Source organism: Brucella pituitosa (genome assembly GCF_003049685.1).
GTDB classification, from domain to species: domain Bacteria; phylum Pseudomonadota; class Alphaproteobacteria; order Rhizobiales; family Rhizobiaceae; genus Brucella; species Brucella pituitosa.
In genome coordinates this window covers 93191-119908 of sequence record NZ_PYSY02000001.1, presented here as the reverse complement: position 1 = coordinate 119908, position 26718 = coordinate 93191, and the positions used below count along the sequence as shown (strand labels likewise).

Genomic DNA, 26718 nt, shown 5'->3' with positions numbered 1-26718 from the left:
TCCGATCTTTACGCGCTCAGACCGCCGAACAGCGTCGGAATGTCGAGTGGACGGAAACCGTAATGATTGATCCAGCGCACATCGGCATCGAAGAATGCGCGCAGATCAGGCATGCCATATTTCAGCATGGCGATGCGGTCGATACCCATGCCCCATGCAAAGCCCTGATAGACGTCCGGATCATAGCCGGAAGCACGCAGCACATTCGGATGCACCATGCCGCAGCCCAGAATTTCGAGCCAGTCATTGCCCTCGCCGAACTTCACATGCGGGCCGGAACGGTCGCACTGAATATCGACTTCAACCGATGGCTCGGTGAACGGGAAGAAGCTCGGACGCATGCGCATCTTGACCGAAGGCACTTCGAAGAAAGATTTGCAGAATTCTTCCAGAACCCACTTCATATTGGCAACATTAGCCGACTTATCGACAACCAGACCTTCGACCTGATGGAACATCGGCGAATGGGTAGCATCGGAATCCATGCGGTAGGTCTTGCCCGGAATAACGATGCGAATCGGTTCGTCACGGCCTTCCTTGTCACGGATGGCCGCGAACTTCTCCATCGTGTGCACTTGCACCGGAGAGGTATGCGTGCGCAGAAGTTTGCGCTCGCCCTTCTCGTCTGCATTGAAGAAGAACGTGTCATGCATTTCGCGCGCCGGATGACCTTCAGGGAAGTTCAGCGCCGTGAAATTGTAATAATCGGTTTCGACATCCGGACCTTCGGCGATCGAGAAACCCATATCCGCAAAGATCGCGGTGATTTCATCGATAACCTGCGAAATAGGGTGAATGCGGCCGCGCGATGCAGCGCTTTCACGAACCGGCAAAGTCACGTCGACCTTTTCGCGCTCAAGGCGCGCGGCAATCGCTTGCTTACGCAGCTCTGTTTTGCGCTCAGTCAATGCTTCGGTGACGCGGTTCTTCAAACCATTGATCGCCGGTCCCTGCGCCTGACGCTCTTCTGGAGACATGGAACCCAGCGTCTTCAGCTTCTCAGAGATAGTACCCTTTTTGCCAAGTGCTGCGACGCGCACCGCTTCAATCGCCTGCTCATCGCTGGCAGCGACGATTTCGCCAAGAATAGTTTGTTCGAGTTGTTCAAGATCGCTCATTTTTAGCTTCCCTGTCGCGCTTTCAGCGCTCCACGCCTCTTGGTTTACATCCCTCTCGTGTCCAGGGGACACTCGACGCCTCTTGATTTATTTCCCTGTCGCGCCTCTTGATCCGTGATATTTGTAGCGGACGCCAGATACGAAAGAAAAACCCGCGCCAGCCAAGCCAGCGCGGGTTCCCAAAATTAACAATATCGCTTCGGGAAGGCGGCTGGCTTAACGAACAGCGCCTTCAAAAGCGTTTGGTGTCTCGGTGTTCTTGAGATACTCGAGAGCCTTCTTTGCCGCTGCAACCAGCGCGCCGAATGCTTCCGGCTGATGGATTGCGATATCGGAAAGAACCTTGCGGTCGACTTCGATACCTGCCTTAGCAAGACCGTCGATGAAACGGCCATAGGTCAGGCCCTGCTCACGAACAGCAGCATTGATACGCTGAATCCAGAGAGCGCGGAACGTACGCTTACGGTTCTTGCGATCGCGGTAAGCATACTGCTTCGAACGATCAACAGCAGCCTTAGCGGTGCGGATTGTATTTTTACGACGGCCGCGGAAACCGGAAGCCTGGTCGAGAACTTTTTTGTGCTTGGCGTGTGAAGTAACGCCGCGTTTTACACGTGCCATGATATGATCTCCTTAGAGGATAGACGGCTTAGAGGCCGTTAGGCAGGAACTGTTTTACGATCTTCGCATCTGCTTCCGAGAGCACCATGGTGCCGCGTGCATCGCGAATGAACTTGTTCGAGCGCTTGATCATGCCATGGCGCTTGCCTGCAGCCGCAGCTACAACTTTGCCAGTGCCAGTAATTTTGAACCGCTTCTTAGCAGCCGATTTGGTCTTCATCTTGGGCATTTTGCTACTCCTTCTTTACGATCCCCCTCGTGCCTCCGGCACTCGACGCCTCTTGTGTGGCGTCTGGTCGTGCCTGATGCGTATGGGAACCCAGTTTTTACTCCCGGACCGACCAAGTCCGAAAAGCATGCGAAACCGCCACGGCATGCCCTGCCGGGCGGTTCGAAGGCGGCTTATAGGCTTAAAGCCTGAAAAACGCAATGCCTGAATCAGCTTGAATCAAGCTGAATCGCGCCTCAAACTCAATAAAGTCGCAGCAAAACCGGCAATGTGCCGATGTTCTGAAGATATTCGATGAATTCAAAGAACGGATAAGCCACAAAGAACACAAGACCGTCCGTGAATGTCCGATAAAGCCGATCCGGCTTTACGCGCAATTCATCTTCATCGCGAAACAATGAAAAGTTGGGAAAGAAGCGCGGCACGCTTGCGCAATAAGTCTCATAGGGCTTTCCAAAATTCGCCTTGAGAAACTTCTCTTCCGTGCGGATGACTGTCGCAAAAGCTAAGTAACACAGCACGCCAAAAGCCAATGCGATAATAATGCTGCCCGTCTGGGCGCCAATGCCGATCGCGCCGATGCTGCTGAACACATAAAGCGGATTGCGCGTCATCGAATAAGGGCCGGTCTGCACGATTTCCGCACTTTTGCGGCCACCGATATAAAGCGTACACCACATACGACCGAGAATGGCTGCAACGATCAGGCTTATACCAAATGCCTCGATATATTCATGCATGTGGCCTGTCGATTGTGAACGCACAAACAACAGTGCAAACACAAGCAGTCCGATGACAATGGCAATCGCAAGACGACGTCGTTGCTGATATTTGCCCAGTTCGCCCAATGTTTTCATGGTTTTCTCTGAAAGTGGGGTGATTCTGGAAAAGGAAAAACCGCCCGAAGGCGGCTTTTCAAAGGCGGGAATTCACGATTAGCGCGGAGCCAATACCATCATCATCTGGCGGCCTTCGAGCTTTGGCTCGGATTCCACCTTTGCGATTTCAACGGTATCTTCCTTCACGCGCAGCAGAAGCTTCATACCAAGCTCCTGGTGGGCCATTTCACGGCCACGGAAACGAAGTGTAACCTTGACCTTGTCGCCTTCTTCGAAGAAACGCTGTGCAGCCTTCATCTTCACTTCATAGTCATGAGTGTCGATGTTCGGTCGCATCTTGATTTCCTTGATTTCGACCGTTTTCTGCTTCTTGCGTGCTTCGGAGGCTTTTTTCTGATTCTGATACTTCAGCTTGCCAAGATCCACGATCTTGCACACAGGCGGTTCAGCGTTCGGCACGATCTCAACGAGATCGAGGCCCGCTTCTTCTGCCATCGCAATGGCGTCCTGCGTCGGGATACTGCCGTGGTTGTGGCCTTCGGCATCAATAAGCTGGACCCGGGGAACCCGGATATCACGGTTGGAGCGCGGTCCGTCTTTCTGGACCGGCGTCGCTCTGAACGGTCGGCGAATGGTCGTTATCTCCTGATTATTAACGTCATAGGCGGCTTAATTTTGTGGCCCGCGACGGCCTTTCCCCATCAAACCGCTGTTTAACGCGGAAATGTGGTCAAGCGAGCGGTAAAGTCAATAGCATCTTTGACAGGGAAAATCACCCCCGACGAATAAAGAAGTATTTCGGGAGTGTTACGCGACATATCGGTCACATTCCTCATTATTTCAAGGGAGTGAGGTTTTCTCCGACGGGCAGAAATGGCAAATGAAAAACATTTGATAGATTGTCTGCCAAATCAGGAGACGAACCATGAGCGCAGCTGAACCAGACTATATTGATGTCGATGGTGCAAAGATTGCAGTCCGCCAACGTGCCGGACATGTTGCTCCGGGCGTCGTCTGGCTTGGCGGTTATCGCTCCGACATGCTCGGCACCAAGGCTGTCATTCTCGACGAATGGGCAGAACAGACCGGACATTCGGCACTTCGCCTCGATTATTCAGGCCATGGTGAGTCGGGTGGCGACTTCAATCAGGGCACGATTTCGCGCTGGCTCGACGAAAGCCTCGCCGTCTATGCAAAATACGCGCAAGGCCCACAAATACTTGTCGGCTCGTCCATGGGCGGGTGGATTGCGCTGCGCATGGCACAGGAGTTGAAAAAGGCTGGCAAGTTACCGGCAGGCATCGTTCTGATTGCACCAGCGCCGGACTTCACCGCCGAACTTGTGGAACCGTCGCTGACTGAAGCACAAAAGCGTGATCTCATCGAAAACGGTTATTTCGAGGAACCCTCGGAATATTCGCCCAATCCTTACATCTATACACGCGCGCTGATCGAAGATGGTCGCCACAATCTGGTTCTCAAGGGAATCATCGAGACGGGCTGCCCGGTTCATATTCTGCAAGGCATGCAGGATGAGGCTGTTCCCTATAAACACGCACTGAAACTGGTGGAGCATCTGCCGGTCGATGACGTAACGCTGACGCTGGTTCGCGATGGCGATCATCGTCTTTCGCGCCCACAGGACCTCGAACTTTTGATCCGTACAGTTTCCGGCCTCGCCGAACGCATATCGACAGGAGCATAATCATGCGCTTCTCGGTCTTTGCATCTTCGGCGGTCGCGGCGATTGTGGGCTTTGGCTCTACGCTGGCTCTCATCATTGCAGCAGCAAATGCACTTGGTGCAACACAGGCGCAAACAGCGAGCTGGGTCACGGCTGTCTGTCTGGCGATTGCCGCCTCGTCCGCATGGCTGAGTGTGCGTTATAAGATGCCGATTATCGCGGCATGGTCGACGCCGGGCCTGGCACTGATAGGCGCGAGCGTAGGTTTCACCATGCAAGAAGCCGTTGGCGCTTTTATCGTTACGGCCATTGCCCTCATCCTGACCGGACTGATCCGCCAGCTTTCGACACTGGTATCGCGCATTCCCGCTTCCGTTGCATCGGGCATGCTGGCAGGTGTGTTGCTGAGTTTCGTCATCGCGGCAGCAAAGACCGTCTCGCTCGACCCGGCTTTCGTGCTTCCCCTTGTGGCTCTGTTTTTCGTGATCCGCCTGTTTAATCCGTCGCTCGCGGTTATCGCCGTGCTGGTAATCGGCATGTCTTACGCGCTCTTGTCAGGTCGTGCGCCACAATTGCCTGCGCCCGAAATTTCGACGCTGACGCTGATCTGGCCTGAATTTCACATGGGTGCGATCATTGCTTTGGCGCTGCCTCTCTATATTGTCACCATGGCCTCACAGAACCTGCCGGGCTTTGCCGTGTTGCGTGCTTCAGGCTATGAGCCTCCGACCAGCGCTTCCTTGCAGGTGACAGGTCTTTTCTCCCTGCTTTCAGCCCCTTTTGGCGCAGCAACGAGCAATCTTGCTGCCATTTCTGCTGCACTCTGCACCGGTCCCGATGCTCACCCCGATCATGCAAAGCGCTGGCTGACTGGTCCAGTCTATGCAGCAATCTATGTCATCTTCGCCTTGTTCGGTGCATCGCTCGTCGCGATCTTCGCAGTGTTACCCACCACACTCATTGCGCTGGTGGCGGGCCTTGCCCTGACGGGTCCGTTTATCAACGCCATGTCGCTCGCCCTCAAACATGAAGAAGAGCGGCTTGCAGCGGTCATAACTTTTGCTGTGACGGCCTCCGGCATCGCCTTCTTCGGTGTCGGTTCGGCCTTCTGGGCGCTTTTGGCGGGACTTGGCGTGGCAATACTCGAACATTTACGCAAAAAAATTTCGAGATAATCACATTGGTTAGCTCCCGCTATGCGGGAATCCGGAAACCATATTCTTGAAATGCCGCAATTGGTTCACCACCTCAAAATCAAGCCGAGAGATCAACAATCGGCCCAGATTTCACGGAGTATACCATGACCAATTCCGCATTGATCCGCCCTGCATGGACGCCAGCGACAATCGCGCTGATGGTGCTCGGCTTCATCTTTTTCTGGCCGCTTGGTCTCGCCATGCTCGCCTATATCATCTGGGGCGACCGTCTCGGTGATTTCAAACGCAGCGTGAATGAAAAGACCGACTCGATGTTTGGCTCGTTCCGCAACTGCGGCAAGAGCGAAAGCTTCAGCTTTGGTGGCACAACCGGCAATGCAGCTTTTGACGACTGGCGTCGCGAAGAACTCGACCGCCTGGCGGAAGAACGCCGCAAGCTGGAAGAAGCACGCGCTGATTTTGAAGCCTATGCGGCAGAACTGCGCCGTGCTCGCGACAAGGAAGAGTTCGACCGCTTCATGGCTGAACGCAAAGCCTCCGGCAAACGGACGCCAGCGACACGCAAAAAGAACGACAGCAACGATGTCACGGACATTTGACCACTGAAGTACGATGACGACGCGGGCTTTGTCCGCGTCGTTTTGCTTAAAGCGCATTTCGATCTGATTGAATCAGATCGGCGCTCTAACCTATTCTGTTTTAATCATAATCTTATCGATCCTCGTTTCACTCCAGTCGGATTATGCTCTAAACCAGAAAAATTTCTGGCTTTTTTCGCGAATCGCTTATTCTTAAGTGATGGGTTTCTCCTTATTTCGTTCATCGAAGGCTAAACAGTCGGCGACAGTCAGAAGCGAACGCATTCATGCGGTCGCGGGACGTGAATTGCCTTTGCGCGTGCTTGAAAACCCGCGCGCCAAACGTCTGACCCTGCGCATTGAAACTGGCGGCAAAGGTCTGCGTGTCACCATTCCCCCCGGTTTGCCGGACCGTGAAGTTCAGAGCTTTCTGATCCGCCATGAGGGCTGGATCGAAAGCCGCATTGCAAAACTGCCCGATCAGGCAGGCATCCGCGCAGGCGTAAAAATTCCCATCCGTGGCGTTCCGCATCTCATCACACACCAGCCGGGACGCGGCACAGTGGATTTGCTGGAAGGCAATATTCTGCTCGTTCATGGCGACCCCACGCATCTGGCGCGGCGCGTCGCCGATTACCTCAAGCGCGAAGTCAAGTGCGACATCGAACAGCTGGTTGCTCGTCACACAGCAACCGTGGGCCGCAAAGCCAAGGCGGTCCGGTTCAAGGATACCAAAAGCCGCTGGGGGTCATGCACCTCCGATGGCGTGCTTTCGTTTTCCTGGCGCATCGGCATGGCGCCTTCGCCCGTCATCAACTATCTCGTCGCTCATGAAGTGGCGCATCTGATCGAGATGAACCATGGGCCAAAATTCTGGAAACTCTGCCATGAGCTTTGCCCCGATACAGAGCGCTGCAAAGCATGGCTAAAGCGCAATGGCAGCGCATTACAGGCTATCGACTTTACATGACATCAGACATTCAAACTGCTGCACGGATGCTATGGAATTACCATTGCATCTATGATGAACTTCAGACCGCCGATATCATCATCGGACTGGGTAGCTACGATACGCGCGTCGCAACACACGCAGCGAAGCTTTATATGCAAGGCCTTGCCACATGGCTCATGTTTACAGGCCACAGCGGCAACTGGACCAAAGGACTTTACAAGAGCTCTGAAGCGGAAGCCTTTGCGGAAATCGCGATTGCCGAGGGCGTACCGGAAGACGCGATCATCATTGAGCCCAAGGCAACTAATATTGGCGAAAACATCCTTTTTTCGCGCGAAAAGATGGTGCCCGGTGCCATCAGTCCGATTTTCGTGACCAAACCGCAAACCCAGCGCCGGGTTCGCGCCACCGTTGACCGGCAATGGCCGGAAGCCAAAGCATTCGTTACAGCACCGCCAACGGCTTTCGAAGATCAGCCCACACCGGGCCATGGTTTCGAGATGCTTGTACGCGAAATGACCGGCGATATCCGGCGTATCCTAGAATATCCGGCACAAGGCTTCCAGATCGCGCAAGCAGTTCCCCTTGAGGTCATGGAAGCGTATGATTATCTGATCGCTGAGGGCTATGAAGGCGATTAAGCTAAAAATCCCCGGATTAGCTTGAGTAGCACAGCAATATGTGCGACGGAAACGCCATGGCTTTTGATATAAAAATATGCGGTCTTAAAACGCCTGAAGCAGTCGACGCTGCTCTTGATGGCGGGGCGACCCATATTGGCTTTATCTTCTTTCCAAAAAGCCCGCGCCATCTCACCCCTGCCGCTGCTGGCCAATTGCGCGATGCAGCCCGAAACCGCGCTAAAGTCGTCGCGGTTACGGTCGATGCAAACGATGCCGCGCTCGATGAAATCGTGCGTGAGCTCAAGCCCGACATGCTGCAGCTGCACGGCCATGAAACGCCAGAACGCGTTGCCGAAGTGAAGAAGCGTTACGGCCTGCCGGTTATCAAGGCATTTGCAGTGCGGGAAGCTCACGATCTTGATGCGATCGTGCCCTACAAGGGCATTGCTGATCGTTTTCTTTTTGATGCCAAACCACCGAAAGGCGCAGACCTTCCGGGTGGCAATGGTGTATCGTTTGACTGGGCATTGCTCGACGTGCTTGACGAAAGTGTCGATTACATGCTTTCCGGTGGACTGAACGCGGGCAACATTGCCGAGGCGCTGCAAAAGACACGCGCGCCGGGTATCGATGTATCGTCCGGAGTAGAGCGCGCACCCGGCGAAAAGGATGTGCGTCTCATTGAGGAATTTTTCCAGGCCATTGCGACTGCGGATGAAAGACCATCTGCAAAGCGCGCCTGAACATGACGGAGTGGCAAGCGTTGAATAAGCCGGTTGAACCCAATTCCTATAAGACAGGCCCGGATGAAGAAGGCATGTTCGGCATTTTTGGCGGACGCTTCGTCGCCGAAACACTGATGCCGCTGATCCTTGAATTGCAGGAAGCCTATGAAACGGCAAAGAACGATCCTGAATTTCAGGCCGAGCTTTCCAACCTGTCGACCTATTATGCCGGTCGCCCTTCCAAGCTTTATTATGCCGAAGGCCTGACCAAGCATCTGGGTGGCGCAAAGATTTACTTCAAGCGCGAAGACCTGAACCACACCGGCAGCCATAAGATCAACAATTGCCTCGGCCAGATCCTGCTTGCCAAGCGCATGGGCAAAACCCGCATCATCGCAGAAACCGGCGCTGGTCAGCACGGCGTTGCTTCGGCAACCGTTGCAGCCCGTTTCGGCCTGCCTTGCGTGGTCTATATGGGTGCCACTGACGTTGAACGTCAGAAGCCAAACGTCTTCCGCATGAAGCTGCTGGGTGCCGAAGTAAAGCCGGTAACGGCTGGCAACGGCACGCTCAAAGACGCCATGAACGAAGCGCTTCGTGATTGGGTCACCAATGTTGACGACACCTATTACCTGATCGGCACCGCGGCTGGTCCTGCTCCTTATCCGGAACTCGTGCGCGATTTCCAGTCGGTGATCGGCACCGAAGCACGCAAGCAGATTCTTGAACAGGAAGGCCGTCTGCCGGACGTGATCATTGCTGCCGTTGGTGGTGGATCGAACGCAATCGGCCTGTTCCACCCTTTCCTTGACGATTCGTCCGTCAAGATTGTCGGCGTTGAAGCAGGCGGTCGTGGCCTTGACGGTGTCGAGCATTGCGCATCGATGAGTGCAGGCAGCCCCGGCGTCCTGCATGGCAACCGCACCTATCTGCTGCAGAACGAAGACGGTCAGATTCTCGAAGGCCATTCGGTTTCCGCAGGTCTCGACTATCCGGGCGTCGGTCCTGAGCATTCATGGCTCAAAGACAGCGGCCGTGTTGACTATGTGCCGATCCTCGATGACGAAGCGCTTGAAGCTTTCCAGCTCTGCACCCGCGTTGAAGGTATTATTCCAGCACTTGAATCCGCGCACGCCATAGCACAAGCTGTGAAAATGGCGCCGTCCATGGGCAAGGATCAGGTGATGATCGTCAACCTGTCGGGTCGTGGCGACAAGGACGTCCACACGGTCGGGCAGTTGCTCGGCATGGACATGTGAGGACCGGATGAGCAACATCGTCGCCGACACCAACTCTTACAGACCGCGTGCCGCATGGTTCGACGGGCTGACAGAGTGCGGCACGGCGACGATCAAGCTCAACATCATTGAAGCCGATCCGTCCAATCCACTTGCAGAAGCAGCATGTGGCATCGCTCGCAGGCAGATTGCAGCCGTTGCAGACAAGCTTGAGCATACGCCACATCTTGGCGCTGGCTTTGCCATTCTGCATCAGGGTGAGGAAAGCCTGTGGCTGCTTCTGCACTGGTGGCTGGAAGGCGGTATCGCAACCCAGATTCTCTGGCAATCCGAACTCAACGAGGAAGTTGAGTTCGAGCCTGCACAGCCTTTGCTTATGGCCTGTGTCTGGGAACTGGGAATTATCGACTTTGAACGGCGTGCATGGATGGAAACGGTTATGTCCGGCCAACCAACCGCCGATTATCTTACGCGCATTTTGCCACGGGGCACGGTATGACCACACGCATCGACACCAAATTTGCATCGCTCAAGTCCGAAGGACGTCCGGCGCTGGTTACCTATTTCATGGGCGGCGATCCGGATTACGCAACATCACTCAATGTGATGAAGGCGCTGCCCAAGGCTGGCTCCGACGTGATCGAACTTGGTATGCCCTTCTCTGATCCGATGGCTGATGGCCCGGCCATTCAGGCTGCTGGCCTGCGGTCGCTCGAAGCTGGTCAGACGCTCAAAAAGACGTTGCAGCTGGCTGCTGACTTCCGCAAGGATGACAACACGACGCCAATCGTCCTGATGGGCTATTACAATCCGATCTATATTTATGGCGTTGAACGCTTCCTTGCTGATGCAAAGACGTCCGGCATTGATGGCTTCATCATTGTTGACCTGCCGTCTGAAATGGACAAGGAACTCTGCATTCCGGCAACGCAAGCAGGCCTCAACTTCATTCGTCTGACGACGCCAACCACCGACGACAAGCGTCTGCCAAAGGTGCTGCATAATTCGTCGGGCTTCGTCTACTACGTCTCGATGAATGGCATTACCGGCTCAGCAATTGCCGATACCAACCGCGTTGCGGATGCTGTACGTCACATCAAGAAAAGCACCGATCTGCCGATCTGTGTGGGCTTTGGTGTGAAGACACCGGAACAGGCAGCAGCCATTGCAGAAGCTGCAGACGGCGTGGTTGTTGGTACGGCTATCGTCAACGCAGTCGCAGCTGAACTCGATGAAAATGGCAAGGTTAGCGGCGATCCTGTCGCTGCTGTTACTAAACTTGTCAGTGCATTGGCAGCAAGTGTTCGTGCAACACGCCTTGAAGCTGCCCAATAAATCGTCCATTTAAGCAGCAAGAGAGCATGTCGCGGAAAAGTGGAAACCGGTTTTTCGATAACGACATGCATAAAATAACGAGTTTTTTGAAGAACAAGAAACGGAATCAAACGTCATGAACTGGATCACCAACTACGTTCGTCCAAAGATCAATTCGATGCTCGGACGTCGCGAGATGCCGGAAAATCTTTGGATCAAGGATCCATCGACCGGTGAAATGGTGTTCCATAAGGACCTTGAGAGCAATCAGTTTGTGATCCCCGGTTCAGGCCATCACATGCGCATCAAGGGCAAGGACCGTCTGCGTTTCTTCTTCGACAATGGCGAATACACGACGCTGGAAAGCCCAAAGGTTCCGGTCGACCCGCTGAAATTCCGTGATGAGAAGAAATATATCGACCGTCTGAAAGACTATCGTTCACGCACCGGCATGGAAGACGCGATCATCAATGGTCTTGGCACGATTGAAGGTCTGCCGATTGTCGCAACCGTGCAGGATTTCGGTTTCATGGGCGGTTCGCTCGGCATGGGTGCCGGTGAAGCGATCATTCAGGCCTTCATGAAGGCTATTGAACTGAAGCGTCCGCTGGTTTTGTTCGCAGCATCGGGTGGTGCGCGCATGCAGGAAGGCATTCTGTCGCTCATGCAGCTTCCGCGCACCACTGTTGCTGTGGAAATGCTCAAAGAAGCAGGCCTGCCTTATATCGTTGTTCTCACCAACCCGACCACGGGCGGCGTGACAGCTTCCTATGCTATGCTTGGCGATATTCACATTGCAGAACCGGGCGCATTGATCGGCTTTGCTGGTCCACGCGTGATCGAACAGACCATTCGCGAAAAGCTGCCAGAAGGCTTCCAGAGCGCTGAATATCTGATGGAACATGGCATGGTCGACATGGTTTGCTCGCGCCTTGAGCTGAAGTCGACCATAGCAAGCCTGTTGAAAATCATGACCAGGCAGCCAGCCAATACCGATGTGCCTGCAACAGTGCCTGCACCAAAGAAGCCAGAAGCTGACAACAAGGCGGCATAATCGTGACAGGTAAAGCGGATGCCGTCATCGAACGGCTGATGCAATTGCATCCCAAAGGGTTTGATCTTTCATTAGACCGCATTCGCGGTCTGCTGGAAAAGCTCGGCAATCCGCACCTCAACCTGCCGCCTGTCATCCATATTGCCGGAACAAACGGCAAGGGATCGGCAACAGCCTTTTGCCGCGCGCTTCTGGAAGCGAGCGGCTTTGGTGTGCACGTCCATACCTCGCCGCATCTGGTCAACTGGCATGAGCGCTATCGTCTGGCCTCTAAGACAGGCGGCAAATTCGTTTCAGACGACGTTCTTGCAGAAGCCATCGAGCGCGTGGAAGCCGCCAATGGCGGTCAATACATCACGGTTTTCGAGATCCTCACCGCCGTTGCTTTTGTCCTGTTTTCAGAACATCCGGCCGATGTCGTGATCATGGAAGTAGGCCTCGGCGGTCGTTTTGATGCGACCAATGTCATACCCGAGCCAGCCGTATCGCTGATCATGCCGATTTCCATCGACCATCAGGCGTTTCTCGGCGACCGGGTTGAGCTGATTGCCGCCGAAAAGGCTGGCATTATCAAGAAAGACTGCCCGGTGGTCATCGGGTTCCAGCTTTTTGATGCAGCACGCGAAGTTCTGATTTCAACGGCTGACCGTCTGGATTGTCCTTTGTCGATCTACGGGCAGGATTTCCTCGCTTTTGAGGAACATGGTCGCATGGTCTTCCAGAACGAGGACGGGCTGATCGATCTGCCATTGCCGCGCCTGCCGGGTCGCCACCAGATCGCCAATGCGGCTGCAGCAATCGAAGCCGTGCAGATGGCCGGTTTCACCATTACCGACAAGGCTGCCGAAAAGGCGCTGATGGTGGTGGATTGGCCCGCACGCATGCAACGCCTCACCCATGGTGAATTGATTGATCTCGCACCGGCAGCATCGGAAATCTGGCTCGATGGGGGGCATAATCCGGGTGCAGGTGCAGTGATCGCAGAAGCCCTTGGCGACCTTGAGGAACGCTCCACACGGCCTCTGTTCCTGATTACCGGCATGATCAACACGAAGGATCCTGTCGGCTATTTTGAAGCCTTTGCAGGCATGGCACGCCACGTCTTTACCGTGCCGATCCCTTCAAGTGATGCGGGAATCCCCAACAATGAACTGGCGATCAGCGCACAGAAGGCTGGACTTTCGGCGGAGCCTGTTCATTCGGTTGCCAATGCGTTGAAAATCCTGCGCGACAGCTGGGCACATGATGAAGCGCCGCCACGTATTCTTATTGGCGGCTCGCTGTATCTCGCCGGTGAAGTCTTGCGCGACAATGGAACACCGCCTCAGTAAAGCGGTGTCTTTTGATCCACTCCAGAATTAGCGATTATTCTCGCTTTTCCAGCCCTCAAACTTCTTTGCCCACTCATCCTTCGTACAGGGGTAAAGCCCGATAATTCCGGCGCCATTTTTGACTTCTTCGAGAACAAAATCCTCAAAAACTTCCATTCCAACGCACTCATCGGCGATCTCTTCGCAAAGATGTGCCGGGATCACCATCACACCATCGGAATCGCCCACCAGTACATCGCCGGGGAACACGGCTGCATCACCACAGGAAATTGGTACGTTGATATCAACTGCTTCATGCAAGGTGAGGTTGGTCGGCGCCGATGCCTTGGCGCAATAAGCGGGCATGTCGAGTTCACCAATGCCCGTGACATCACGGAAGCCGCCGTCTGAAACAATACCCGCCGCACCGCGTAAAGCCAGTCGCGTCACCAGAATGGAACCCGCTGTCGCTGCGCGCGCATCCTTGCGTGCATCCATAACCAGCACCCAACCGGGCGGACAGGTTTCAATCGCGACACGTTGTTTGTGATCGGGATTGCGGAAAACTGTAATGGGGTTGCGGTCTTCGCGCGCTGGGATATAGCGGAGCGTAAAGGCCTGCCCCACCATGTTTTCCGGCTTGCGTGCCACCTGAAACGAGCCTTGAATGAACTGATTGCGCAAGCCACGCTTGTATAGGGCTGTGGCAACCGATGCTGTTGAAACCTTTTTAAGTTTCGCGCGCGTTTCGTCGGGGAGGATATAGTCTGACATCTCGGTGCCTCTTAATAAATGACCGGCTCGTCGACCGGACGACCAAAATCAGTTTTCAGGAAATCGAAATCGCAGCCTTTGTCGGCTTGCTCGACATGTTTGGAAAAGACGAAGCCGTAGCCGCGCTCATATTTTGGCTCAGGCGTCTGCCATGCAGCGCGACGAGCTGCCAGTTCATCTTCGGAAACCAGCATATTGAGGCTGCGCGCTGGAATATCGAGTTCAACCATATCGCCGGTTTTGAGCAAAGCCAGCGGCCCGCCGATAAAGGATTCCGGTGCAACATGGAGAACACAGGCACCAAAACTCGTCCCCGACATGCGCGCGTCTGAAATCCGCACCATATCCCTGAGACCAAGTTTCAGCAGTGCCTTCGGCATCGGGATCATACCCCATTCCGGCATACCCGGACCACCCTGCGGGCCAGCATTGCGCAACACAAGCACGGTCTCGGGCGTCAAAGGATAATTGGGGTCGTCGATGATCTTTTTAAGTTCAGGATAACTATCCGCCACCAAAGCCGGACCCGTATGGCGATGAAATTTCGGATCGCAGGCTGCAGGTTTGATGACAGCGCCATCCGGGCAAAGATTGCCCTTGAGAACGGCAAGCGAGCCTTCATGATACACCGGATTGGACAGGGGCCGGATAACGTCGTCATTGAAGACCTGCGCTTTTTCCAGCCCTTCCGTCAGCGGTTTTCCGGTGATGGTGATTGCTGATGGATCAAGCTTGTCACCGAGCTGTTTCATCAGCGCACGGATACCGCCTGCATAGTAGAAATCCTCCATCAGATAGGTCGAGCCCGATGGCCGGATATTGGCAATGACCGGCGTTGTGCGCCCGATCCGATCCAGATCATCAAGCTCCAGCGGTACACCGGCGCGCCGAGCCATGGCAATCAGGTGAATGATCGCATTGGTCGAGCAGCCTGTTGCCATCGCCACAACAACGGAATTCTTCACCGCTGCGGGCGTGATGATCTGATCGGGCGTCAGACCTTCCCAGACCATCTCGACGATGCGGCGGCCACATTGGGTCGACATACGCTGGTGATTGGCATCAGGAGCGGGAATGGACGATGCCCCCGGCAATGTCAGCCCCATCGCCTCGGCGATAACCGTCATGGTGGAGGCCGTGCCCATGGTCATGCAATGGCCATAGCTGCGCGCAATGCCGCCCTCTATCCCCTGCCATTCTTCTTTACCGATGGTGCCTGCACGACGCTCATCCCAGAACTTGAACATGTCCGTGCCTGATCCGAGCGTTTTGCCCGCGTAATTGCCGCGCAGCATCGGACCGGCAGGCAAAAAGACAAACGGATAGCCAGCACTTGTGGCGCCCATGATGAGCGCGGGTGTGGTCTTGTCACAGCCGCCCATCAGCACGGCACCATCGACAGGATGCGAGCGTAAAAGCTCTTCCGTCTCCATGGCAAGCATGTTGCGGTAAAGCATGGTCGTGGGTTTGACATAGCTTTCAGACAGCGAAAGCGCCGGAAGCTCAAGCGGAAAGCCGCCAGCCTGCAGGATGCCGCGTTTCACCCATTCGACACGATCCTTGAAATGTGCATGGCAAGGCTGGGCATCGGACCATGTATTGATGATGGCAATGATCGGCTTGCCTTCCCAGTCTGCCGGATCGTAGCCCATCTGCATGGTTCGGGAACGATGCCCTGATGAGCGCTGATCATCGGGCAACATCCAGCGTGCCGAACGCAGATCTTCATATGCTTTTCTGGTCATTTCAATGCCTTCCCGAAAACTGGCCTGCACCCGTTGGTTCAAGAGCGTATGCTGAGAAAAAAGCGCCACCGGAGAGCGTTTCTCCGGGGCTTAAAATTGTCATGGCTGCATCCGCGCCGAGTTCTGGCCGATTGATGGCATCCGGCAGATGGCTGACGGGCTCTGCGCAAAAGACGGCGCGGTCTTGCGGATTGAACACATGGAGATGGCGCAACGCGCCCTCACCTTTGAGCTTCAAACCCGTGTCTGTCTCAGGCCAACGAATGAATGCGTTCCGGCTTTCCCAGCCCGTGAAACAGCAATTCACCAAGGGTAATTGAGACAGCGGCGTCGTCTCGCCCGGCGTGAAACCTTCGACAGGCACAGTAAGACCTACCGGCAAGCCACGCGCGTCAAGCTGTGGCGCGCCCTTTGCAGCAAACTCCAATGTGGCTTGCGCCGTTTTGGCAAACCACGGATGCAGGCCGATACCGAACGGCAATCGCGCGGGACCACTGTTGCGGATGCTTAGCGATATCCGAAAGCCGTCAGGCAAAATGCATAGTTCCTGCTCCAGCCGATAAGTGTAGGGGTGATCCTCACTTTCAACTTCATCGACCAGAACCGCCCGGTCCCCGCTTGACGACATGGCCTTCCAGCCACGTATCCGAGAAAAGCCGTGAATGGCCATTCCTTCATCCGGCGCATTGATGGGCAACTCAACAATCGCACCGTCAAAGGTGAAACACCCGCCATCGATGCGGTTGGCAAAAGGTGCCATCACGAAGCATCCCGCCTTCAAACCCGCTTCCGGTGTGGTCAGAGGCTCAAGCAAAGCAACCCATCCACCGTCAGGGTGATACCACTCAGCGGACAGCAGTGTTGCGCCATGCTGAGGGTCGATCCGCAACCGATAATCATGAGCGTCAAGTTCAAGCACCACTGGCTCAATCCTCACGCGAATAATCATGGGCTGTGAATGTGCCGCCCTGAAACCGCCGAGACACCGGATCGCCGGTTTCCGCCAGATCGCCAAAGCGCGAAGCATCGTCCTGCGGCACATATCCGATGCGGGCGGCATCGTCCTTTTCCCACCAGCGTGAAGCATTAGCGGAAACACCCCAAACGACAGCAACTTCGGTTTTTGGTGCTTCAATTGCTGCAATCAAAAGCCGAACCAGATCATCATGCGAGAGCCACGTCGAGAGATGCCGCGCCTCTGTCGGTTCCGGCACACAAGAGCCGATACGCAGATGCACACTTTCGATGCCGTGCTTGTCGAACATCATGCGCCCAAGCAGCTCGCCATAGGCTTTGGAAAGCCCATAATAGCCATCGGGTCGAAACGGCTCATCCGTGCTCAGCATCTCGTCACGGGTGTAGAAACCAATCGTATGGTTGGAACTTGCAAAAATGACCCGCTGCTTTTCCGCTCTTGCTGCCTCGAAAACATGCGTCACACCGATCAGATTGGCTTTTGCAACCAGATCATAAGGTTGCTCAACACTGATACCGCCAAAGTGCAGGATCGTGTCCGTTCCACGCACCAGATCAGCGATTGCTGGCGCATCAGTGAGGTCAGCCTGAATGAACTCGGCACCCTCAGGCAATTCATCAGGAAACGGCGCGATGTCGGAAAGCCGAAGCCGATAGCCCGCTTGCGCCAGTCTTGGTGCCAGCATACGGCCCAGATTGCCAGACGCGCCGGTCAGGAGAAGTTTTTTCATCGGATCAAACTCCCTTCATTCTGGCGACTTTCGCGCCTGCAACGGGAGCCTTTGCCAGATGCACGCCGCCCGATTGCGGTACATCCGGGTTTCCCAAGCGATGTGAGGTAATCACAATAAGCGTGAGATCAGGCCCACAGAAGCAAGGCATTGTCGGCGCGGGGACAGGGGTTGGAACACGGTCCAGCAATGTGCCGTCACGATCAAAGCGGTTTAACACGCCAGCCGAAACACCAGCGCTCCAATAAGCGCCTTCTGCATCACAGGCCCCGCCATCGGGCCGACCGCTTTCTTCATCAAGCTCGCGAATGCGATTGCGATTGCTTATCAGTCCGGTTGCGACATCAAAATCATAACGGTCGATCCATGGCCCGCGAGAATCTGTGTGGAACATGGTCGCCCCGTCCGCGGTCCAGGCCAGACCGTTGGAAATCTCAAAACCTTCTGCCCTGATTTCGGCTTTGCCGTCAGCTGTCACACGATAGAGTTTTGAGATGGGTTCGCGTTGCGGACGTGCATCCATGCTACCGACCCAGAACGCGCCATCCGGCCCAACTTTGCCGTCATTAAGACGCGATGTTTCAGGTTCATCATAACCGTCCCAGATCGTCTGGCGCTCGTCAGTTTCCGGGTCAAACAGGATGATCTGACGGCTTAGCGAAATGACCAGCTTGCCGCTTTCTGCAAGCCCGAGGCACGGAACTTCTGATTCAAAAGTCCATTCGCGCAATGGCCCCTTATTCAGATCAATCTCATGGACCTTGCGTCCGTTGATATCGCAGGCAAAAAGCGTCCCACGGCGATCATCCCAAACAGGGCTTTCCATCAGTTGTCCGCGTAAATCGGCTATGCAGCGAAACGGTCCCATCATGCGGCTTTCGTGCTGCGACGGATGACATCGGGATGGTCGAGAACGAAGTCCGACAATTCAAGCCCCAGTCCCGCACCTTCGAACGGATAGATCACGCCCTTCTCAATCCTCGGCATCACCGTCACCAGATCACGATACCATGAGGTGTAATAGGCCCGCACAGATTCTTGAAAAATCGCATTGGGCGCATTCAGGGAAAGATGAATGGAGGCCGCGAAGACCACCGGCCCGGTGCAGTCATGCGGTGCGATGGGGCGCTGGAAGGCTTCGGCCATGGTGGCGATTTTCTTGGCTTCCGAAAGTCCGCCGCACCATGAAATGTCGAGCATCACATAATCGGTCGCGTCGGTGCGCAGTACTTCGAGAAACTGCGCGCGCGTTGCCATGGTTTCGCTCGCACAGACTGGAATGCCAGACTGTTGCGCATAGACCGCAAGCGATTGCGGATTCATCATCTTGATCGGGTCTTCCGACCAGAATGGCCGAAAGGCTTTCAGTTCGCGGGCGATAGCAAGCGCCGATGTCAAATCCCACATGGAATGAAATTCGACCATGATTTCCATTTTATCGCCAACCGCATCACGGATCTGGCGGAACGGAACCAAGGCCTTATCGAGATCGGTGGCATGAATGAAGTTGCCGCCACTGGCCACAGCATAGGGATCGAAGGGCCAGATTTTCATCGCAGTAATACCTTCCGACAGCAGGCTTTCAGCCAAGGCCCCGGCGTCGCGATGAAATGCCAACTGATCCTCATACGGACCTTCCTTCGCATCATCCTGATCACCTATATAACGACGCGCACCGCTCTTGTTATAGGTATAGCCCGCGCAGGTATTATAGGTGCGGATCGACGGACGCGAGAGACCGCCCAGCAACTGATGAATCGGCTGATTGGTCAGTTTTCCGAAAATATCCCACAGCGCGATGTCGATTGCGGAGGCCGCACGGATCTCCACGCCCGATGAACGGAAACCCACATAGGGTTCGAGCAAGAGCTTGGAGATACGATCAATCTCCAACGGGTTCTGCCCTACCAGTTGCGGTGCTATATCGCTGTGAATATAGGCTGCGACCGCATTTGCTCCGCGGAAAGTCTCGCCCAACCCAACGATCCCTTCATCTGTGTGGACGCGGACCCACAGGATGTTGTTGAGGTGCGGAAGCTGCACCGTTTCGATGGCCGTAATTTTCATCATGCACTCCGAGAAATGTTGGCCGCATCAATGGGCAGAAGGTTGACGATTGCGCGCCACGATCTGCGTCGGATTGACGAAGCGCAGCGCCAGCAACAGCCAGACCAGTGATGTAACCATGTAGATCACCGCCATGGCGTCGATGGATTGAACCGAACGCACACCGGCAGCAAAGACCGAATAATAAAGCGCCACGACCAATGTCTGTGATGTTGGCCCAGCCGTCAGGAAGGTCAGTTCGAACATGGCAACCGTGCGCACCAGGACAAGCAGCATGGCCGCCAGAATGCCCGGTGTCAGCATCGGCAAAAGCACATGCAGAAACAGTTTGAACGTGCCTGCGCCAAAGACTCGTGCTGCGGCTTCCACCTTGGGATCGATCTGCTCGATGAACGGCACCATCACCAGAATGACGAAGGGGACTGTCGGCACCAGATTGGCGAGAACCACACCCCAGAAAGTGCCACCGACACCAAACTTGTAGAGCACCGTTGCCAATGGGATACCGAAGGTAATCGGCGGCACAAGCAGTGGCAGCAGAAAGATCAGCAGCACAAACTTCTTGCCGGGAAAATCACGGCGCGCCATTGCATAAGCAGCCGTCACGCCCAGAAATCCGGACAGAATAACCACTGCAAAGACGACCTGAAATGTCACCAGCAACACCTGATCGAGCTGGAACTCTGCCCAGGCGGCTGCATACCAGCGCGTTGTGAAACCGTCCGGAAACCAGGTGCCAAGCCAGCGCGTACCGAAGCTTGAAACCACGACCGCAGTGATAACCGCCAGCACATTGAGGACGAAGAAGCCCGTCACAAGCCAGACAACGGTGATCCAGAGTTTTGAAAGGACAGATGTATCGCGGATCATGGTCTATCCTTTCCCGCCAGCGGTCGAACCGCGATAAAAGAGTGAACGCACCCCAAGCAGCGCACCGACGACAAGCAGCTGCACCGCCGCCATAATCATGGCGATGGAAGACGCCATGGAGTCGTCATACTGCTCGAAAGCCGCCTGCGCTGCAGCAATGGAAATCACGCGCGTCGGTCCTGACGGTGCACCCAACAGCACAGCAGATGGAAACACAGCAAAAGCCTGCACGAAGGTGAGACACGACGCGACAACAAGGCCCGGCACCAGAAGCGGCAGCATGACATGACGGAAGCGCTGCCAGCTGTTTGCTCCATGCGTTGCAGCGGCCCGCTCAAGTGCGGGGTCAATGCCGGTTATGTAGGACAGCGTCAGCAGGAACGTGAACGGGAAAACCGTGATCACCAGCGAGGCGAATACGCCCCAATAGTTGTTGGTGAGCTTGAGCGGATTATCGATAAAGCCGGTAGCGATCAGGCTGCGGCTGAACCAGCCCTGCGGCCCCAGATAATTCAGAAGCCCTTCGGCAATAAGCACTGTGCCCAATGTTACAGGCAGCACAAGGATTGTCGTCAGAAGGCGCTGCTTGCGCATCAGCCGCACACGCATGGCGATTGGAACGGCAAGCAATATGCTGATCAGCGTGACTGGAACTGCCAGCCACAGCGTCGCACCAATGGTCTTGTAAAGATAAGGATCGGAGAAGAACTTGCGGTAATTGGCCAGTGCTCCACCGCCATCCAGCGGATTGAACGACAGCACAAGACCGTACAAAAACGGATAGATGAAAACACCGATTACAAAGAGCAGTGCGGGCAGGATCAGCAGCGTGACACCATCGAAACCACGATTGGCAAGCCGCTGACGCAAACCGGGTTTGAGCGTTGCATCGGAAAAGCGTTTCTCCGCCATGGCTTAAGCCTCGCCTGCAAAGACCAGCGCGTGGCTCGCATCGATGCCAAGTGTGATTTTCGCCCCGGGTCCAACCTCCTGTGGGCCGTGAAAGACCATTTCCATGCCGGTTTCTGTGCGGGCAATACCGACATATTCGCGCCCGCGATATTCGATCGTCTCGACGGTCGCCTCGATCGTATTGCGACCCTTTTCGCCTGAAACCACATCGTCGCCGCGTGCCATCAGAACGGCATTGTCGCCGGGTACAAGCTGATCCATCGCGCGGCCGGTCAATTCACTGCCGGCAACGGCGATTGTGGCCTGACCATCTTCAACGCGCAGCACCTTGCCATGGAGCGCATTGCGGAACCCCATGAAGGCTGCAACATCGAGATAACGCGGTTGCTCGTAAAGCTCGTGCGGTGTGCCAACCTGCCGGATTTCACCGTCGCGCAACACCACGATGCGGTCTGCCAGCGACAAAGCCTCATCCTGATCATGCGTGACATAGATGGTGGTGGAACCCAACTGGTTATGAATGCGCCGGATTTCAGCGCGCATTTCCAGTCGCAACTTTGCATCGAGATTTGAAAGCGGTTCGTCCATCAGCACCAGCGGCGGCTCGATGACGATAGCACGCGCAATGGCAACACGCTGTTGCTGCCCGCCTGACAATTGGCCGGGAAGCTTTTCTTCCTGTCCCTGCAAACGCACCAGTGCAAGCGCTGCACGCGACCGTTTCTCGATCTCGCTTTTGGCAAGTCCGCGCATTTTCAGGCCAAAGCCGACATTTTGCAGGACATTCATATGGGGAAAGAGGGCGTAGTTCTGGAACACCATGCCAAAGCCGCGATCCTCGGGCTTCAACTGATCCACGCGCTTGTCATCGATATAGATGCCCCCGCCAGTCGTGCCCAAAAGACCTGCAATGCAATTGAGAGCCGTGGACTTTCCGCAGCCAGACGGACCGAGAAGAGCGATGAACTCGCCTTTACCGATCGTGAGGTTAATCTCCCGCAGCGCGTTAAAAGTTCCAAATGAGCGGCTCATTCGGTCGAGCCGAAGTTCTTGAAAGGACATTGACGCAAGCACCGTAAATTGAGTGGTGTAATCTTAGGCGGCTAATGGCGGACCGATAGGATCCGCCATCGACGCTTTCGAGAAGCCTCAGCTGGCTGCGACGTCCTCGTCCCAGCGCCGGAAGGCGGCAACCAGAGCTTCAGGCTCAAGCGGCAACTCAATCGGATTGTTTGCAATCCAGTCGGCATATTCAGGACGACCGAATTCGGCGATCACTTGCTGACTTTCCTTGGGCGCCATCTCGATGGTGACGTCCTTCACCGCTGGTCCCGGATAGAAGTAGCCAGCATCATAGGAATAGGCCTGCTGGTCCGGCTTGAGCGCGAATTTAATGAACTCCATCAAAACCGCGATCTTTTCTTCCGAAACACCCTTTGGAATTGCGAAATAATGCGCGTCGCAGACCCAATGGAAACCTTCAAGCTTGCTGACTGCCATTTCTTTCGGAACGACACCAAGCGCACGCGGATTGATATCCCAACCCGTTGTGGTCGCAGTCATATAGCGTGTGCCTTCGCCGAGCTCTTTCATCAGCGCGCCGGTTCCCGCCGGATAATATTCGATATTCTTGTGCAGTTCCTTGAGATAGGCCCAGGTCTTGTCCCAGCCCTTGACCGGATCTTTCGGATCGCTGTCACCGAGCAGATAAGGCAGCCCCATCAGGAATGTACGCCCCGGACCGGAATTTGCCGGGCGGGCATAGATGAACTTGTTCGGGTTTTCCTTGGTCCAGGCAAGAAGCTCTTCCGCAGTTTTTGGCGGGGTCTTCACCTTATCTGGATGGTATTCGAGCAACGGGCCCGATGGGTAATAGGATACGACGACGCCCTTGCCTTTCGACATTTCCTGCATGCGCCAGGCTGGCTCAAGATAGACATCCTGCAACTTTGGCAGGCCATTGTCCGGAAGCGCGATGATATCGGTCCAGATATCGTCAGCAAGACCCGCAGAAAGAGCATCCGGGCCAACGATGACCATATCGATGTCAATCCGGTTGGCGCGTTGCTGCGCCTTGATCTTGCCGGGAAGTTCCGGTGCCGGTGCTTTGTTAAAGGTAAAGCGCGATACAAGCGCTTTCTGTTCTGAAGCGAAGTTGTCGAAAATCGGCTGTGTCAGCGCAAGATTGCCAGCCGCATCAATGACGTTCAATGCGACGGGCGATGATGGCAGCTTTGCCGATTGCGCCCATGCGACACCCTTTGGCAGCAAAAGCCCTGCGCCGGTCGCAAGCCCTGCGCCCGCCATGAATGTGCGGCGTGAAATTCCTTTGGTCATGTTCTCCTCCACTTTTTTGCTTGTCCAGCACGCACCGCTTCCTCCTGTCGGTACGTGCCGGTTTTCTAAACTATTGTTTTGACGCGCATCTTGCCCGAAAACCGCTTCACACTTTTCGGGATGCGCGAATGTCTTCAGACAATTGCATCAGTCTCCCAACCTGCAACAACCTTTTCGAGTGTCTTGCGGTCAGCCGTTTCGAGTTTCGGCAACCCCGGAAGCCGGACATCGCCGACAGCAAGGCCCTGAATTTGTAGTGCTTCCTTGACCACTGTGACGTTTGCACCATTGCGATATTTGGTTCGCATGGTTTCAAAATCGGCGATGCTTTCAACAACCTCGCGGGCGCGGGCGTAATCGCCAGCTTCCAGCGCATTCCAGACCGCCAGCGAGCGTTCCGGCGCGACATTGACAAGACCTGACGTAAAGCCACGACCACCAAGCGCGTAGAATGGCAGCGCCCAGCTTTCCGCGAGACCACAAATCCAGGTCGCGTCCGTCCCCTTGGTTGCGCGACAGCATTCAAAGAACAGCATGGTATTTTGCGAGGCAAACTTGACGCCTGCGACTTTCGGATGCGTTGCCAGACGCACCATCTCGTCAAGCGGGATCAGATCGGAGCGGATATAGGCCACGATAGGCAGATCAATCGCTTCAGCAATTTCAATGAAGTAATCAACCTGCGCATGCGGCGCCGCAAAGGGATCAAGCGGGTGATGGATCATCACGCCATCGGCACCTTCGGCTTGTGCTGCTTTTGAAACCCTGATCGCATCACGCACAGAGCGACCGGCTGCGGCAGTCACTGCAGCCTTGCCATCTGCCGCCTTCACCGCGATAGCCTGCAAGCGGATCACCTCATCCACAGTCATGCTGTAGAACTCGCCCGTATTGCCGCCGGTGACGATATTATGCACACCTGCCCCGGCAATCCGCTCGACAATTTTCGCTGTCAGCGCGGCATCGATTTCACCATCTGTATTATAGGCAGTCGCATGCACGCCCGAGATGCCTCGCAGCACCCGGCGGTATTCCGCTAAATTCATAATACCCTCCCAGGTACTGGTCAGAAGACCAGTTCGATATGTGTATCCCCCGCCTTCACGATGTGCTCCCGCATCAACCGCTCGGCCAAATCCCCGTTTCTTGCAGTAATCGCCTGCATGATTGCTTCATGCTCGCCAAACGATTGCCTGCGCACATCTTCGCGCGACAGCACCGTCACACGGGCAGCATGGTCATACATGCGCTGCGCATTTTGCAGTCGCCGCAAATATTCGCATCCCGACGCCTCATGAATGGCATCATGAAATTTCTCATTGAGCTCGATCAGCGCATCCACATCACCGGATTCCACTGCCGCCCTCATTTCCTCAATAACTGCACGGAGAAATGCAAAAGCCTCTTCTCCGCCATGCTTTGCAGCCTGTCGTGCGATAATGCTTTCAAGTGCAGCACGCGCCAGCGTCATCTCTTCCGCCTGCCGCGCATTGAACGAAACGAATGTCCCGCGTCGCGCTTCCGTGCGGACCAGCCCCTCGCCTTCCAGCTGTCGCAGCGCTTCTTTCAAAGGGCTGGTGCTGATGCCGAGATCTGCCGCCAATTGCCGCTCATTCAATCTGTCGCCGGATTTCAGACGCCCCGAAATAATCGCCTCCCGAAGATCGTCATGCACATGATCTCTGAGGCTCTTCACCTTGATCGGTGAAAATGGGGAAACGTTATCACGCAAGGGCGCACCTGACTGTCATCCGAAATTACCAGACGATCTTGGAACACATGACTTGATATGTCAATATCTGATGTATCAGACATCAGATAAGGGTTTTGTGTCCCTTTGAAAGAATCGGGAAAGCGATAATGAATTGAATTTGCTATGCTTTGTTTATTCCAGAACTATCGGCGGTGAAATTGAGAACCACGCCACTTGGAACAATCATAAAAAAACGGCTGCCATGAGCGGCAAACCATTTGCCATTCATGACAGCCATAGGAGACAGAAACGTTGCTGTTAGCGCGCCAGACCAGCTGATGTGAGATACCGTACCGACTGCTGGATTTTATTCTTGTTGCGCAGTTCGAGTATCAGGCGCGGATTGCTCTCAAGCTTCGACAAAGCGGCAAAGACTGCATGCCAGCAGATCGTGCCTTCGCCGATTGCCCAATGCCGGTCGGCGTGGCCGTCTGCATCCTGAAGATGCACATGCTCAAGACGATTGCCTGCGCGGCTGATGAAATAATCGACCGGATGCGCGCCCATGGAGCCATAGGCAAAATGCGCGTGGCCGGTGTCGACCGATACCGCGACCGACTTTGACTGGAAGCTATCGGCCAGAATGCGACGGGCATCGGGGTCGATATCTTCAATGTTTTCGATCACCAGCGTACAGCCGATTTCTTCTGCGCGTTTGACGACCAAAGCGAGTGTGTCATGGGCGTAATCGACGATATCCTGCGCACTTTCCGGCGAATTGTCGCGATTGTTGTTGAACCAGAAATTATAAGGGCTGTGCACGACCATCTGCGTTGCACCGATATATTCGCAGACTTCCAGACCCTTGAGATAACGCTCACGCACGATATTACGAATGTCTTCATCCGGGTTCGACATATTGAGCCCCCAGAAAGGGCCATGAATGCCGAGACGGCCCTTATAGCCATCCAGCAGCGCCTTGATCCGGTTTGCTGGCAGTTTCCAATCACCTTTCAACAGACTGACATCAAAGAAATCCTGAATTTCCAGATCGCGATTTTCCGAAAGGATAAAGTCGAGATGGTTTTCGAGATATGACAATGGCACGGCTACGCCGAGCAGTGGCAGATCAGACATAATGTTCTTCCTGAGGTTGACCGAGTAAGGTTTGA

At 55.0% G+C, this 26718-nt stretch carries 30 protein-coding genes; 12 read left to right on the top strand and 18 right to left on the bottom strand.

Annotated features, from left to right (window positions below):
- Positions 1–8: 8 nt before the first annotated feature.
- The 5 genes from pheS to infC form a co-directional block, all read right to left on the bottom strand.
- Positions 9–1118 carry a phenylalanine--tRNA ligase subunit alpha gene (pheS, locus tag C9380_RS00585; protein ID WP_024898384.1) on the bottom strand — a complete coding sequence of 370 codons (1110 nt, stop codon included), beginning with the start codon at positions 1116–1118 and terminating at the stop codon, positions 9–11.
- 216 nt (positions 1119–1334) lie between these two features.
- A complete protein-coding gene (rplT, locus tag C9380_RS00580; protein ID WP_024898385.1) occupies positions 1335–1739 on the bottom strand; it encodes a 50S ribosomal protein L20 in 405 nt (134 codons plus the stop codon).
- A gap of 28 nt (positions 1740–1767) precedes the next feature.
- Positions 1768–1968 (bottom strand): 50S ribosomal protein L35, encoded by a 201-nt coding sequence (rpmI, locus tag C9380_RS00575; protein ID WP_024898386.1) that lies wholly within the window; start codon positions 1966–1968, stop codon positions 1768–1770.
- A 242-nt stretch (positions 1969–2210) separates the two neighbouring features.
- A complete protein-coding gene (locus C9380_RS00570) occupies positions 2211–2825 on the bottom strand; it encodes a methyltransferase family protein (protein ID WP_024898387.1) in 615 nt (204 codons plus the stop codon).
- Between the two features lie 78 nt (positions 2826–2903).
- Positions 2904–3380, bottom strand: coding sequence for a translation initiation factor IF-3 (gene infC / locus C9380_RS00565; protein WP_374844440.1), 477 nt, complete (start codon positions 3378–3380; stop codon positions 2904–2906).
- Between infC and C9380_RS28840 the strand changes: the two genes are divergently transcribed.
- The 12 genes from C9380_RS28840 to C9380_RS00510 all read left to right on the top strand — a co-directional run bounded on the left by C9380_RS28840 (position 3333) and on the right by C9380_RS00510 (position 13463).
- Positions 3333–3524 carry a hypothetical protein gene (locus C9380_RS28840; protein ID WP_374844436.1) on the top strand — a complete coding sequence of 64 codons (192 nt, stop codon included), beginning with the start codon at positions 3333–3335 and terminating at the stop codon, positions 3522–3524. The two genes, infC and C9380_RS28840, sit on opposite strands and share 48 nt — an antisense overlap.
- A 208-nt stretch (positions 3525–3732) precedes the next feature.
- The gene (locus C9380_RS00560; RefSeq protein ID WP_100558385.1) at positions 3733–4512 is read left to right on the top strand and encodes an alpha/beta hydrolase; all 780 of its coding nucleotides are present in this window, start codon (positions 3733–3735) and stop codon (positions 4510–4512) included.
- A 2-nt stretch (positions 4513–4514) separates the two neighbouring features.
- A complete protein-coding gene (locus tag C9380_RS00555; RefSeq protein ID WP_024898389.1) occupies positions 4515–5666 on the top strand; it encodes a benzoate/H(+) symporter BenE family transporter in 1152 nt (383 codons plus the stop codon).
- A gap of 125 nt (positions 5667–5791) precedes the next feature.
- Positions 5792–6247 carry a DUF2852 domain-containing protein gene (locus C9380_RS00550; protein WP_105705562.1) on the top strand — a complete coding sequence of 152 codons (456 nt, stop codon included), beginning with the start codon at positions 5792–5794 and terminating at the stop codon, positions 6245–6247.
- Positions 6248–6446: 199 nt separating this feature from the next.
- Complete coding sequence (locus tag C9380_RS00545) at positions 6447–7196, top strand: M48 family metallopeptidase (protein WP_128092776.1); 750 nt, start codon at positions 6447–6449, stop codon at positions 7194–7196.
- The gene (locus C9380_RS00540) at positions 7193–7819 is read left to right on the top strand and encodes a YdcF family protein (RefSeq protein WP_024898392.1); all 627 of its coding nucleotides are present in this window, start codon (positions 7193–7195) and stop codon (positions 7817–7819) included. The genes C9380_RS00545 and C9380_RS00540 overlap by 4 nt, the downstream gene beginning before the upstream one ends.
- A 56-nt stretch (positions 7820–7875) precedes the next feature.
- A complete protein-coding gene (locus C9380_RS00535; RefSeq protein WP_128092775.1) occupies positions 7876–8544 on the top strand; it encodes a phosphoribosylanthranilate isomerase in 669 nt (222 codons plus the stop codon).
- A gap of 20 nt (positions 8545–8564) precedes the next feature.
- Positions 8565–9785: a tryptophan synthase subunit beta gene (gene trpB / locus C9380_RS00530; protein ID WP_036567543.1), complete on the top strand. Its 1221-nt coding sequence runs from the start codon at positions 8565–8567 to the stop codon at positions 9783–9785.
- 7 nt (positions 9786–9792) lie between these two features.
- Positions 9793–10263: a hypothetical protein gene (locus tag C9380_RS00525; RefSeq protein WP_100558388.1), complete on the top strand. Its 471-nt coding sequence runs from the start codon at positions 9793–9795 to the stop codon at positions 10261–10263.
- Positions 10260–11099 carry a tryptophan synthase subunit alpha gene (gene trpA / locus C9380_RS00520; protein WP_128092774.1) on the top strand — a complete coding sequence of 280 codons (840 nt, stop codon included), beginning with the start codon at positions 10260–10262 and terminating at the stop codon, positions 11097–11099. Before C9380_RS00525 ends, trpA begins: the two co-directional genes overlap by 4 nt.
- 115 nt (positions 11100–11214) lie before the next feature.
- Entirely contained in the window at positions 11215–12132 is a 918-nt protein-coding gene (gene accD, locus C9380_RS00515) for an acetyl-CoA carboxylase, carboxyltransferase subunit beta (RefSeq protein ID WP_024898396.1), read from the top strand.
- 38 nt (positions 12133–12170) lie between these two features.
- A complete protein-coding gene (locus C9380_RS00510; protein WP_210249750.1) occupies positions 12171–13463 on the top strand; it encodes a bifunctional folylpolyglutamate synthase/dihydrofolate synthase in 1293 nt (430 codons plus the stop codon).
- Between the two features lie 27 nt (positions 13464–13490).
- On the opposite strand, the gene C9380_RS00505 is transcribed toward C9380_RS00510, so the two are convergent.
- The 13 genes from C9380_RS00505 to C9380_RS00445 all read right to left on the bottom strand — a co-directional run bounded on the left by C9380_RS00505 (position 13491) and on the right by C9380_RS00445 (position 26683).
- Positions 13491–14216, bottom strand: a complete 726-nt coding sequence (locus C9380_RS00505) for a ribonuclease activity regulator RraA (RefSeq protein ID WP_105705568.1) — start codon at positions 14214–14216, stop codon at positions 13491–13493.
- Positions 14217–14227: 11 nt separating this feature from the next.
- Entirely contained in the window at positions 14228–15961 is a 1734-nt protein-coding gene (gene araD, locus C9380_RS00500; protein ID WP_128092772.1) for an L-arabinonate dehydratase, read from the bottom strand.
- Position 15962: 1 nt separating this feature from the next.
- Positions 15963–16883: an aldose epimerase family protein gene (locus tag C9380_RS00495; protein WP_164844628.1), complete on the bottom strand. Its 921-nt coding sequence runs from the start codon at positions 16881–16883 to the stop codon at positions 15963–15965.
- 4 nt (positions 16884–16887) lie between these two features.
- Positions 16888–17667, bottom strand: coding sequence for an NAD-dependent epimerase/dehydratase family protein (locus C9380_RS00490; RefSeq protein WP_128092770.1), 780 nt, complete (start codon positions 17665–17667; stop codon positions 16888–16890).
- Between the two features lie 4 nt (positions 17668–17671).
- Positions 17672–18538 carry an SMP-30/gluconolactonase/LRE family protein gene (locus tag C9380_RS00485; RefSeq protein ID WP_128092769.1) on the bottom strand — a complete coding sequence of 289 codons (867 nt, stop codon included), beginning with the start codon at positions 18536–18538 and terminating at the stop codon, positions 17672–17674.
- Positions 18535–19734, bottom strand: a complete 1200-nt coding sequence (locus tag C9380_RS00480) for a mandelate racemase/muconate lactonizing enzyme family protein (protein WP_024898403.1) — start codon at positions 19732–19734, stop codon at positions 18535–18537. The genes C9380_RS00485 and C9380_RS00480 overlap by 4 nt, the downstream gene beginning before the upstream one ends.
- 27 nt (positions 19735–19761) lie before the next feature.
- On the bottom strand, positions 19762–20604 hold the full coding sequence (locus C9380_RS00475) for an ABC transporter permease (RefSeq protein WP_024898404.1): 843 nt from the start codon (positions 20602–20604) through the stop codon (positions 19762–19764).
- A gap of 3 nt (positions 20605–20607) precedes the next feature.
- Complete coding sequence (locus C9380_RS00470) at positions 20608–21516, bottom strand: ABC transporter permease (RefSeq protein ID WP_128092768.1); 909 nt, start codon at positions 21514–21516, stop codon at positions 20608–20610.
- A 3-nt stretch (positions 21517–21519) separates the two neighbouring features.
- Positions 21520–22578: an ABC transporter ATP-binding protein gene (locus C9380_RS00465; protein WP_128092767.1), complete on the bottom strand. Its 1059-nt coding sequence runs from the start codon at positions 22576–22578 to the stop codon at positions 21520–21522.
- An 87-nt stretch (positions 22579–22665) separates the two neighbouring features.
- Positions 22666–23853: an extracellular solute-binding protein gene (locus C9380_RS00460; protein WP_024898407.1), complete on the bottom strand. Its 1188-nt coding sequence runs from the start codon at positions 23851–23853 to the stop codon at positions 22666–22668.
- 134 nt (positions 23854–23987) lie between these two features.
- Positions 23988–24899, bottom strand: coding sequence for a dihydrodipicolinate synthase family protein (locus C9380_RS00455; protein ID WP_128092766.1), 912 nt, complete (start codon positions 24897–24899; stop codon positions 23988–23990).
- Positions 24900–24919: 20 nt separating this feature from the next.
- Positions 24920–25528, bottom strand: coding sequence for a GntR family transcriptional regulator (locus tag C9380_RS00450; RefSeq protein ID WP_024898409.1), 609 nt, complete (start codon positions 25526–25528; stop codon positions 24920–24922).
- A 336-nt stretch (positions 25529–25864) separates the two neighbouring features.
- Positions 25865–26683, bottom strand: a complete 819-nt coding sequence (locus C9380_RS00445) for a sugar phosphate isomerase/epimerase family protein (protein WP_128092765.1) — start codon at positions 26681–26683, stop codon at positions 25865–25867.
- Between the last annotated feature and the right edge of the window lie 35 nt (positions 26684–26718).